Genomic DNA, 11,425 nt, shown 5'->3' on the forward strand with positions numbered 1-11,425 from the left:
AACTTCCTTTAAATCTTAAAAATGATTATGAGATAGTTATGGAATGCCATACTGAGGTGGTTGCAAAATGGAAGAAATCATTAAAAGGGCATATTTAGAATCGTTAGATGGGAGAAGATTCGGAGATAAAAAAGAAGAAGTAGAGAAGATTAGAGAAAAGATACTTTCTGCTAAAAAGATTGTAGTTGCCACAAACAACCAAAAGAAATTTAACATAATAAAGGACATTATTTCAAAAATATGTAATGCCACTATAACAATGATAGATATAGATACAAGATTTGCTGATTTAACAAGAGTTCCGGCACTGAATAAAGGATTAATGGCATTAGATACTGAAACGGCAGATTTAGTGATTGCAAGAGGTCGACTTGGAGTTCCTGGTTCAGGATCAATGCTTGTAATATTAGATGGAAAGGGAAGAATTTTAACGGCCTCTCTCTCCCCTTCCTCAATAGTTCATAGAGAGAATATAGAAGATAGGATAAAAAAAGAAATCATAGAAGCACTGAGTAGGATCGGGATAAACTTAGAAAAGTATTAAAACCAAAAAACTATGAAGTTAGAATAAAGAGAATAAATGAAGAAAAATAAAAATGAGTAATATTTAAAAATCTAAAAGGCAATTTAAAAGATAATGAAAAATAAAAATTAAAAAATAAAAGGGGAATAAATGATTAGTATATTTTACAAGAGACGATTTGGAGTGTGAAATTATGAAATATGGAATAACTGAACTGGTTAAAACGATTGATACTAAAACAAGGGTTGTAGATGTTATAAATGAAATAGCCAAGAAAAAATATCACGCAATTAGAGATTTTTTAGAAGGAGAGGAGTTTAAAGAAGTTGTTATATTTGGGGTATATTTATGGGGAAACTACACTGCTCAGATGATTTCCAAATATGCAGATAAAGTTTACTTAGTGGATATTCATGAATTTATGAAAGGATTTGTTCCAAATAACAATAATATTAAATTTTTGAGTTTAAATGACTTTAAATTAAAATGTATGAGAAAAGAGGTAAATCCCGACTTAATAATCGATTTAACAGGATTAGGCGGGTTAGATAAGGATTTCTTATCCAAATTCACGCCAGAGGTTTTTATAATAGAAGATCCAAGGGGAGTTTTTGATGTTGATATTTATGAGGTGGATGATACATATGATAGGATTTCTCCGTTCATTAACAACGCAAAGATTGGTATTTTGAAAACATACAGAAAGGCAAGAGTGTCTAAAACCTCAGGAACGATGACATTAACGATCGATACAATAGTTGACGCTTCGAGGGAAATAACATCGTTAGATGGCGTTTTATATGCAATTCCTAATTTAAGATATTATGAAGGAATATTATTCCACGAAAATGACACCCACAAATTTTTATCTGAAATTTCACAGCCAGCAATTACAATAAGCACATTAAATGATGTTTTAGATAAGGCAGAAAAGATTTTATCCAAAAATATGGATCTCGTTTATTCTTTTATCGAAGAAATTTAAATTTTTCAAATTTTTAAAATAATTCAAAATATAAAAATAAAAAAATAAAACGAATAATTACAGATAAGCATATAAGAATATGTAATTTTACAATCTTTTTTGAGGGGAAATTATGAAAGTTTCGATAATAGGAGCATCAGGTAGAGTCGGCAGTGCAACAGCCCTACTTTTAGCAAAAGAACCATTTATGAAGGACTTAGTTTTAATAGGGAGGAAAAAATCAAAAAATAAATTAGAAGGATTAAAGAGAGATATATACGATGCATTAGCAGGATCGAGAAGCGATGCAAACATCTTCGTTGGAACAGATGATGATTTGAAAATAGTTGATGAGAGCGATGTAGTAATAATAACAAGTGGCGTTCCAAGAACTGAAGGAATGAGCAGAATGGATTTAGCAAAAATAAACGCAAAAATTGTGGGAAATTATGCAAAAAAAATATCCGAAATATGCGATACTAAACTATTTATCATAACAAATCCCGTAGATGTTATGACATACAAAGCACTCATTGATTCAAAATATGAGAGAAATAATGTATTTGGCCTTGGAACTCATCTTGATTCATTAAGATTTAAAGTAGCAATTGCCAAATTTTTTGGAGTCCATATAGATGAAGTTAGAACGAGGATAATAGGAGAACATGGAGACAGCATGGTGCCTCTGCTAAGTGCTACATCGATCGGAGGAATTCCTATCCAAAAATTTGAAAAATTTAAAGATCTTCCAATAAAAGAGATAATTGAAGACGTAAAAACGAAAGGAGAGCAAATAATAAGATTAAAAGGAGGATCAGAATTTGGTCCTGCCGCTGCAATCTTAAATGTAGTAGGGTGCATAGTGAACAATGAAAAAAGATTATTAACATTATCTGCATATGTGAATGGAGAATTTGACGGAATTAGAGATGTATGTATAGGAGTTCCTGTGAAAATAGGAAGAGATGGGATTGAAGAAGTGGTTTCAATAGATCTTGATAAAGATGAGATAGAAGCGTTTAGAAAATCAGCTGAGATTATCAAAAAATACTGTGAAGAGGTAAAATTTATTTAATAGGTGAATGAACATGTGGAAAGCGGATATTGGAAAGTTGATGTATTCATTAAAGGCGTTTAGAGGATCGAAACCTCTATTTGAGACAGATAATCTTTTAATGGTAAAAGGTGTTTGTAGAGATACAACCGTTGAATCGCATAAAAATATAAAGGACTATTTAATTGAAAAGTTAAAACAAGAGGGGTTTGAGATAGTTGAAGATGTAGAGGAAATAGACACATTTGTCAGCAGGATAAATGAAATTTTTAAAGAAAACCCAATATTTCCAGATACATTCGGATTTGAAAAGATGAAAGAGAGTTTTGAGATGATCGGATGTAATTGCGATTATGCCATTGCAAAGAAAGGAAACATAATGGTGGGAATATCAATGTATTTCGATAAAAAAATAAAAAATCCGAAATTTATAGAGGTTTTAGGAGTATTAATACCCAAAAAGGCCTGAACTAAAAATAAAAAAGTAAGAAAACAGAAGAATATCTATCTTGTTCATTTGGAGGTCTCAACATGTTCATTCCAGGGCATATAACTGGATTCTTCGCAGGATACCGCTCAAAAAATATACTAAAAACCGGATCCATCGGTGCAGGGATAACAGTAAATAAGGGAGTGAAGATAGAACTACAAGAAGGAGATGGAAAGATATTTTACAACGGAAAAAAGATAAAGATCTGTCCCGTAGAGAAAGTTATTCAGCAATATAAAAAATTAGGATATATTGGAAATCATGATATAAAATTTTCAGCTGATTTTCCACTTGGAAGTGGATTAGGCATGTCAGGAGGATGTGCCCTCTCATTATCAAAAGAATTATTCAAAAATCAAAATAAAATTCAAAATAATCTAAATCTAAATCCAATAGATTGTGTAAAAATAGCCCACATAAGTGAAGTTGAATGTGGGACAGGACTTGGAGATGTTATTGCTCAACACATCAAAGGTTTTGTGATAAGAAAATCCCCAGGTTTTCCAATAAACGTTAAAAAAATCACGAATATAGGAGATGAATACTACGTGATAGTAGAGATATTTGGACAAAAAGAAACAAAAGAAACCCTCTCAAACCCAGAAGTGATGAAGAGAATTAATGAAATAGGAAAATCCTGCCTTAACTCTCTATTAAAAAATCCAACCCTTGAAAATTTCATGAAATTATCTTTAAAATTTGCAATTGATTCTCAACTGATCAATGACAGGATATTATCAATCTGTGAGGACTTAAAATTTACAGTTGGTGCCTCTCAATCAATGTTAGGAAATACCTTATTCTGCATATCAAAAAAAGAAACACTAAATGATGCACTATCTATTTTAAACAACCCCATCGTTTGTAAAATATACCCATAAACTAAAATTAAAAATTAATATAAAATAATTGGATTAAAGATTGTATTAAAATTTAAAAAATTTAAAATAGATTTAAAGGGTGATGACATGAAACATAACTACAAAGTAAAATTATTTGATGAATTGGGATTTGTAAGAAAAAAATGCAAAAAATGTGGGCAATGGTTTTGGACTTTGGATGAAGAAAGAGAAACCTGCGGAGATGCTCCCTGCGATATTTATTCATTTATAGGAAAGCCAATAACAAAAAAACCTTATGATTATAAAGAGATGGTTAAAGAGTTTATAAACTTCTTTAAAGAGCATGGGCATGAACCAATAAAAAGAGCTCCCGTAACAGCGAGAAGATGGAGAGATGATATTTTATTAACAATCGCTTCAATAGCTGTCTTTCAACCATGGATCACCAAAGGAATAGTAAAACCAAAAGCAAATCCCTTAGTTATAGCACAGCCATGCATTCGACTGAACGATATAGACAACGTTGGAAGAACTGGAAGACATTTAACCTGCTTTACAATGGGAGGACATCATGCCTTTAACAGAGAAGATGATTTCAAATACTGGCAAGATGAGACAGTTGAACTCTGCTTCAACTTCTTTAAAAAATTGGGCATAGATGAGAAATCTATAACATTTATTGAAAGTTGGTGGGAAGGTGGGGGAAATGCAGGACCCTGCTATGAGGTAATAACTCATGGTGTTGAATTAGCAACCCTTGTTTTTATGCAGTATGAGAAGGTTGGAGATAATTATAAAGAGATTCCATTAAAAATCGTTGATACAGGTTATGGGATTGAGAGATTTGTCTGGGCTTCAACTGGAGAGCCAACGATATACGATGCCATATTTAAAAATATCGTCAATAAGTTGAAGGAAGATGCAGGAGTTAAAGATATAGATAAGGAGATATTGGCTAAAATTACAGAAGTTGCTGGATTAATGGATGTTAAGGATGTTGGGGACTTGAGAAAGTTGAGAGAGGAAGTAGCTAAAAAAGTAAATATCCAAGTTGAAGATTTAGATAAGTTAATTTCTCCTTATGAGGATATTTATGCAATAGCAGACCATACGAGAGCTTTGGCATTTATGTTAGGAGATGGGATCGTTCCATCAAACGTTAAAGATGGTTATTTGGTTAGAATGCTGATAAGAAAGACATTGAGGCATATGGATCGGCTAAACCTCTCAACACCAATAACTGAGATTGTTGCAATGCAGTTGAATGAGTTGAAGGATTTATATCCAGAGTTATTAGATATGGAAGATTACATTATGGAAATTTTAGAACTTGAGGAGGATAAATATAGGCAAACAATTGAAAGAGGTAAAGGAATTGTTGAGAGATTATTAAAGAATAAAAAAGACATTGATTTAGAGAACTTAATTGAGTTGTATGATAGCCATGGATTACCTCCAGAGATCGTTAAAGATGTTGCTAAATCGTTAGGGAAAGATGTTAAAATTCCAGACAACTTCTATACAATAGTTGCAGAGAGACACGAAAATAAAAAAGAAGTTAAAGAGAAAATTAAACTTCCAGAAGTTGATGTTGATAAGACAGAACTGTTATTCTATGAATATCCAAAAATGAAAGAGTTTGAGGCAAAAGTTCTAAAAGTTGCTGATGATTATGTAATCTTAGATAAGACAGCATTCTATCCAGAAGGAGGAGGGCAGAAGGCAGATACTGGCTACATAATAAAAGGAGATAAGAAATTTAGAGTTATTGATGTGCAGAAAGAAAATAATATAGTTTATCATAAAATAGAGGGCTTAAATGATGATATAAACGAATTAAAAGAAGGAGACATTGTTAAAGGAGTCATTGATTGGGATAGAAGGTTAAGTTTAATGAGAAATCACACAGCAACACACGTAATAAACGCAGCAGCTCAGAAGGTTTTAGGAAGGCATATTTGGCAGGCAGGTTCAGATGTTGATGTAGATAAAGCGAGATTAGATATAACTCACTATAAGAGAATAAGCAGAGAAGAACTGAAAGAGATTGAGAGAGTAGCTAATGAAATTGTTTTAAATAATTATAACGTAAAGAGTATATTTATGGATAGAAATGAGGCAGAAGAGAAATTTGGATTTAGAATATATCAAGGAGGGGTAGTTCCAGGAAATGTTTTAAGAATAGTGATTATTGAGGATGAAAACGGCAATATCGTTGATGTTCAGGCCTGTGGAGGAACTCACTGCCAAAACACTGGTGAAATAGGATTTATAAAGATAATTAAAACAGAGAGAGTTCAGGATGGTGTTGAAAGGTTGATTTATTCAAGTGGTTTAAGTGCTTTAAAGGCAGTGCAAGAGATGGAAGATATATTAGAGGAGAGTGCAGAGATATTGAGATGTCCAAGTGAAGAACTGCCAAAGGTTATAAAGAGATTCTTTGAGGAGTGGAAGGAGCAAAGAAAGAAGATCGAGGAGTTGGAGAAAAAGATAGGAGAGCTTAAAAAGTTTGAGTTGATGAATAAATTTGAGAGAGTTGGAAATTACAAAGTTTTAGTTGAGAAAGTTGAGGCAAATCCAAAAGAAATGCTAAATATAGCTGATAACTTAGCAACTGAAAATACCATAGTTGTATTATTAAATGATAAAGGTAATATCTTATGCAAAAGAGGAGAAAATGTAGATATAAAGATGAATGAACTTATAAGATATATTGCCAAAGGAGGAGGAAGAGAGCATTTAGCCCAAGGAAAGTATGAAGGAGAGGTAGAGGGGATTAAAAAGAAGGTTATTGAGTTTATTAAAAATAAATAAAATTTTTTTATTTTCCATTTTAAAATTTTAATAGTGTGCGTAAATATGAACAATGAATGGTTGAGCTTTTTATATAAATATTGGCTTAAAGGATGTGAGTTTTATAATAAAAAGGACTACAATAAAGCAATTGAGTATTCTAAGTTAGTAAATAAAGTTTTTAAAGAAAATGTCCAAAAATATGATTACTATGAACTTAGAGAAGAAGCATATAAAGAAATTTTAAAAAATAACGTTGAAGAAGGAATTAAAAAATTTATCTGGTTTGTTGAAGGGATTTTGTCCGATGGGGATTATTACGATTTAAGTAGTGAGTTATCAACTATTGCCTCAATATTTGCAAAAATTGGGAGATGGGATATTGCTAAGAACTTTTTAAATATAAGTGCAGAGTGGATTTATAACGAGGATATTAAAAATGCTAAGCCAGAAGATATTTTAAAGAGTATCTTGACCATTGCATTTAGTGATGAGGAAAGAAAAGAAATTTTAAACAAAGAACCTAATTTAAAAAAGTTATTTGAAGATAAAGCATATTACTTCAATTTAGATTTCTTTAACTTTATGATGAGCTTTTTTATAGAAGCAGGGAATTGGGAGAGGTTTTTAGAGGTCTATGAAGAATTTAAAAATAAAATTAAGAACTATCAAATATCAGAAGAAGATAAAATTATTAAAGAAGTTGAAAAATACTTAAATAAAGAGTTAGCTACTGCTAATCTATTGAAAGGAGATTACGAAAAATGCTTTTACTATATAAAGTTGAATGATCATAATGATGTTGGCATTTTAATAACTGAAATTGCAGATAATTTAAAAAATGGTATCGTTAAAAAAGAAGAATGGCTAAATAAGTTAAATGAAATCTATAAAGATATTTTAAACCAGCCACTACCAAAGACATATAAAGAAGCTTATCATAGTGATTTATGGGAAATATCGGATTATTGTATTCTAAAAGAGTTTATTGAGAAGATATATTAAATTAAACGTGATAGCATGAATGTTATTGATTTATTTTCTGGCTGTGGAGGATTTTCAAAAGGTTTTTTAGATGAAAACTTCAGAATTTTGGGAGCTATAGAGAACTTTAAGCCGGTTGTTAAAACTTACCTCTATAATATAAAAGCCCCCGTCTGGATGGATGACATAAAGAGGATTCCCCCGAAAGCATTTGATGAATTTATAAAAAATGAGAAAGTTGATGTAATTATCGGCTCTCCCCCATGTGAGCCATTTACAAAGGCAAATAAATTAATTAAAGACAATCCATCAGATAGATTGTATAAAGACAAAGTTGGTAGGTTAGTTTTGTATTATATTGACTATGTCAATTACTTTACACAAAAAAATGATGATTTAATATTTGTTATGGAAAATGTTCCACAAATTAAGGAAATTAAGGATGAACTAAAAAAGTTGTTTGGGGATATAGGGCATAGGGTTTATTTTAATATATTAAGGGCAGAGGATTATGGAAATCCTTCTAAAAGAGCGAGAATGTTTATTTCAAATATAAAATTAAAACCAAAGAAGGTCGATAAAATTGTTGTGGTAGAAGAGGCATTAAAAGACATTCCAAAAGACGCAAAAAATCATGAAATTAAAAAACTTTCTAAGGAAAAGGTAGAGATGATTTCAAAATTAAAGTGGGGAGAGGCACTATATAGATATAGAGGAAAGAAAAAGTTAATGTTTAATTGGTATAAGTTGCATCCTAAAAAATTAGCTCCAACTGTTAAAGGGAGGAGTAGGTTTATCCATCCTTATGAAGATCGACTCTTAACTGTAAGGGAACAGGCAAGGTTGATGAGTTATCCTGATGATTTTGTATTCTTTGGGGGAAGAGATGTTCAATATAATCAAATTGGAGAAAGTGTTCCTCCAATATTAAGTAGAGTTATAGCAGGAGAAGTTAAAAAGAGATTATAAGAGGCGTTGAATTATTAGATGGTTATCTCTTCAAAAACTGGTTTTTCTTTTTTAACTTTTGCATATACTGACACATAGTTTTTTATTCCACTCCATTTTATTTTTTCCCCTAAAACTTCTTGAATCTGAAAAATTCCGGCTTCATTTGAGAGAATTACTTCAATGTGAATGGGTTTTTCATCTCCTTCTTTTATCTCTACTTTTTCAACCGAGGCCGCTGAAACAGAGTGTATATCATAACATTTTTTACAGATGGGAACTCTCGATCTGCCTTTTGTCATGTCCGTTCCGTCTGCAACAGCTACTACTCCTGCTTCAATGGTTAGTCCCATTATCCCCTCGCTGTGAGAATAGATTGCATGTAAGATTTCAGTAGTTAGTTGATATGCCTTTTCTTCTTTGTAGTGTCTCTTTAAGATTTCTTCTACAATGCCTAATGCTAAATATGAAGAGTGCAAATGATGAATATCTCTATGTATTGAATTTCCAATATCATGTAGATATGCTCCTAAAAGCGTTATTGTAAGTGAGTCATCAAAAGTTCCCTTGCAATCCCTCATAAAACTTGGTAAAATTCCTTTTTTGTATAGAATTTTTAACATCTTTATTGCATTATTTGCCACTATCTTAGCGTGGGTTTTTCCATGGTCGTTGTATCCTAATCTTCCAACAGCCATTACATTAGACATTTTTAAAAGTGTATTGATTTTTTTATTTTCATCTATTTCTTCGTAAATTTTTTTTGGAATCCCTCTTAGTGATTCTAATTCTTCAAACTCCATGTTTTTTCACCATTCCAAATAAACTTAATATAAAACTATAAAACTCTATAAAATATTTGTCGCATATAAAATTTAAATTAATTTTATCATAAAACTTTAATTGTATATAAAACAGATAAACAAAAAATTGAAAGATTGCTAAATATTTTTATTTTTTATTCTTCTCCATAATATATTTTCAAAGCTTCTTCTAAACTTTTTCCTTCAATTGTTATTGCATATATTGCATTACACATTCTAATTGCCTGATCTAATGGTTTTTGATGGATATTTCTCCCTGTTGCGTTTCCTCGTGCTCCACTTATGTGAATTTGCTCCCAGATCTGCCTTAAAAACTTTTCTGGATCTATGCTCTTCCCTCCTGCACATAAAACTCCCGTTCTTCCAGCGGCTAATATTGCCTCTTTAAATTTTTCTGCTGGATTATCACACTTTGGATAGTTAACTTTAACAAAATCGGCTCCTAAGCATGTAGCAACACCAGCAGCTCCTGCTATTAAATGCGGATCTCTCTCATTTTCTACATTTTTTCCCCTTGGATAACTCCATATTATTGCAATTAATCCATGTTTATGTGCCTCTAATATAACTCTCGATGCCTCTTCAAACATTATATGCTCATATTCGCTTCCTGGATAAATTGTATATCCCACTCCAAGGATGTTTAATCCAGAGTTCTCTTTAAAGTTTACAACGTCTTTTACAGAGACCAATGCCCTGCTTATTGGATCTCTGGTTTTAACTAAGTGGGTTTTTGAGTTGATCTTTACAATATAGGGTATTTTTCCATAATCCATTCCATACCTTGCTATTAATCCGAGTTGTGTTGCAAATGCACAGATCTTTCCTTTACTTGCTATATTGAAGAGATGATCAGGAGATGCGTCATCTTTGGCAATTCCCTCCCCAAAGAAGTCATCATTTAAATGTTCTATTTTTTGATCTCCTGCAAATATCATAACGTTTCCGGTTTTTTTAGTTAGATCTAAGTAATTATTTATGTATTCTTTTTTAACGCTTTCTGGAACTGTTAAAGGAACTTTTATATCTCTTTTTTTAAGTTTTTTTATCATCACGATCCCCGCTTCTAATTTGGTATTGGTAATATTAAAAATACTAATTTCATTAATAATGTTTGCTTAAACCCCTATTAAAAGATTTTGCATTATTTCAAAGTTGAATATTTATTTCTAATGATATGTGCTATTCCAAACAAAAAGAACATTAACATTATTAAAACCAATGCCACTCCATAGGCCATTTGCAATTCCTTCTGAGATGTGTAGTCATAAGAGGATATAATTAAATCTTAATAAATATTAAACTATAAAATCAATTATAAAATCGAATAAAAATAGCTTACATTGAGAGCATGTTGTATATCTTAACTGTTGATATTAAAACTGTTATTCTTATGCTCGATAAGATAATAATAAAATAGTAATAAAATGATAATATATAAATATGTAAATATATATAATATACTCTATTTACACGTTTTCAGCATCGTCAGTAATGCTTGATACATATTTTTCTAACATTACATCATCTCTGTATGCTAAAAGCACGTTTTCAGAGACAAATCCTAATTTATAGTTTAATACATTCATATAGTCCCTAAATTCGTTTATTTCTTTTATTATTGACTCAAAGGGAACTTCTTCAACATTTACAATTACAACGTCAAATTCTGGAATTTTATCTTTTATATTCTCAAAATCTAAGGGATGTTTAATCCTAACTACATAGAGTTTTGGCAATATCTTCTCTACTTTGACAATCTGTTCTACCGATTCGCTCTTCTGTTCGTCTTCAACCGCAATATCTGCCTCTGGCTCTTCTTCTAATATATAGGCAGGTTTTTCTTCTCCAATAACAATATACTCTTCGTCAGGAACATCTACCGGTTTAGGAAGGTCTTTATTTCCTCTGATTTTCTTTATTATCTTTTTTATGACCATAACTCCTCTCCCTCTTTAAAACCTTAAAATGTTATTATGTATTGCTTTTTATTATATAAATTT

Annotated in this window: 11 protein-coding genes; 8 read left to right on the forward strand and 3 right to left on the reverse strand. The window is 31.2% G+C overall.

Features of this window, described 5'->3' with window-relative positions; translation table 11 throughout:
• Window positions 1-67: 67 nt before the first annotated feature.
• The 8 genes from METVU_RS01775 (at window position 68) to METVU_RS01810 (ending at window position 8,619) form a co-directional block, all read left to right on the forward strand.
• Entirely contained in the window at window positions 68-544 is a 477-nt protein-coding gene (locus tag METVU_RS01775) for a DUF3236 domain-containing protein (protein WP_012819768.1), read from the forward strand.
• A 172-nt stretch (window positions 545-716) separates the two neighbouring features.
• A complete protein-coding gene (locus METVU_RS01780) occupies window positions 717-1,508 on the forward strand; it encodes an SAM-dependent methyltransferase HcgC family protein (protein ID WP_012819769.1) in 792 nt (263 codons plus the stop codon).
• Between the two features lie 112 nt (window positions 1,509-1,620).
• Window positions 1,621-2,562, forward strand: a complete 942-nt coding sequence (gene mdhB, locus METVU_RS01785) for an L-2-hydroxycarboxylate dehydrogenase (RefSeq protein ID WP_012819770.1) — start codon at window positions 1,621-1,623, stop codon at window positions 2,560-2,562.
• A 13-nt stretch (window positions 2,563-2,575) separates the two neighbouring features.
• On the forward strand, window positions 2,576-3,010 hold the full coding sequence (locus METVU_RS01790; protein WP_012819771.1) for a DUF2120 family protein: 435 nt from the start codon (window positions 2,576-2,578) through the stop codon (window positions 3,008-3,010).
• A 62-nt stretch (window positions 3,011-3,072) separates the two neighbouring features.
• On the forward strand, window positions 3,073-3,912 hold the full coding sequence (locus tag METVU_RS01795) for a pantoate kinase (RefSeq protein ID WP_012819772.1): 840 nt from the start codon (window positions 3,073-3,075) through the stop codon (window positions 3,910-3,912).
• Window positions 3,913-3,999: 87 nt separating this feature from the next.
• On the forward strand, window positions 4,000-6,687 hold the full coding sequence (gene alaS / locus METVU_RS01800; protein ID WP_012819773.1) for an alanine--tRNA ligase: 2,688 nt from the start codon (window positions 4,000-4,002) through the stop codon (window positions 6,685-6,687).
• 45 nt (window positions 6,688-6,732) lie between these two features.
• Entirely contained in the window at window positions 6,733-7,671 is a 939-nt protein-coding gene (locus METVU_RS01805) for a tetratricopeptide repeat protein (RefSeq protein WP_012819774.1), read from the forward strand.
• Between the two features lie 15 nt (window positions 7,672-7,686).
• Window positions 7,687-8,619 carry a DNA cytosine methyltransferase gene (locus tag METVU_RS01810; protein WP_012819775.1) on the forward strand — a complete coding sequence of 311 codons (933 nt, stop codon included), beginning with the start codon at window positions 7,687-7,689 and terminating at the stop codon, window positions 8,617-8,619.
• Between the two features lie 14 nt (window positions 8,620-8,633).
• Here the strand turns inward: METVU_RS01810 and METVU_RS01815 are convergent, their stop codons facing one another.
• The 3 genes from METVU_RS01815 to METVU_RS01825 form a co-directional block, all read right to left on the reverse strand.
• Window positions 8,634-9,401, reverse strand: a complete 768-nt coding sequence (locus tag METVU_RS01815; RefSeq protein ID WP_012819776.1) for an HD domain-containing protein — start codon at window positions 9,399-9,401, stop codon at window positions 8,634-8,636.
• Between the two features lie 155 nt (window positions 9,402-9,556).
• A complete protein-coding gene (locus METVU_RS01820) occupies window positions 9,557-10,474 on the reverse strand; it encodes a beta/alpha barrel domain-containing protein (RefSeq protein WP_012819777.1) in 918 nt (305 codons plus the stop codon).
• A 417-nt stretch (window positions 10,475-10,891) separates the two neighbouring features.
• Complete coding sequence (locus tag METVU_RS01825) at window positions 10,892-11,362, reverse strand: hypothetical protein (protein ID WP_012819778.1); 471 nt, start codon at window positions 11,360-11,362, stop codon at window positions 10,892-10,894.
• Window positions 11,363-11,425: the final 63 nt, after the last annotated feature.

It is taken from the genome of Methanocaldococcus vulcanius M7, from assembly GCF_000024625.1.
GTDB classification, from domain to species: domain Archaea; phylum AGJL01; class Methanococci; order Methanococcales; family Methanocaldococcaceae; genus Methanocaldococcus; species Methanocaldococcus vulcanius.

Coding starts and splice junctions, on each gene's coding strand:
- METVU_RS01775 (WP_012819768.1), top strand. CDS start 68: ATGGAAGAAATCATTAAAAGGGCATATTTAGAATCGTTAGATGGGAGA.
- METVU_RS01780 (WP_012819769.1), top strand. CDS start 717: ATGAAATATGGAATAACTGAACTGGTTAAAACGATTGATACTAAAACA.
- mdhB (WP_012819770.1), top strand. CDS start 1,621: ATGAAAGTTTCGATAATAGGAGCATCAGGTAGAGTCGGCAGTGCAACA.
- METVU_RS01790 (WP_012819771.1), top strand. CDS start 2,576: ATGTGGAAAGCGGATATTGGAAAGTTGATGTATTCATTAAAGGCGTTT.
- METVU_RS01795 (WP_012819772.1), top strand. CDS start 3,073: ATGTTCATTCCAGGGCATATAACTGGATTCTTCGCAGGATACCGCTCA.
- alaS (WP_012819773.1), top strand. CDS start 4,000: ATGAAACATAACTACAAAGTAAAATTATTTGATGAATTGGGATTTGTA.
- METVU_RS01805 (WP_012819774.1), top strand. CDS start 6,733: ATGAACAATGAATGGTTGAGCTTTTTATATAAATATTGGCTTAAAGGA.
- METVU_RS01810 (WP_012819775.1), top strand. CDS start 7,687: ATGAATGTTATTGATTTATTTTCTGGCTGTGGAGGATTTTCAAAAGGT.
- METVU_RS01815 (WP_012819776.1), bottom strand. CDS start 9,401: ATGGAGTTTGAAGAATTAGAATCACTAAGAGGGATTCCAAAAAAAATT.
- METVU_RS01820 (WP_012819777.1), bottom strand. CDS start 10,474: ATGATAAAAAAACTTAAAAAAAGAGATATAAAAGTTCCTTTAACAGTT.
- METVU_RS01825 (WP_012819778.1), bottom strand. CDS start 11,362: ATGGTCATAAAAAAGATAATAAAGAAAATCAGAGGAAATAAAGACCTT.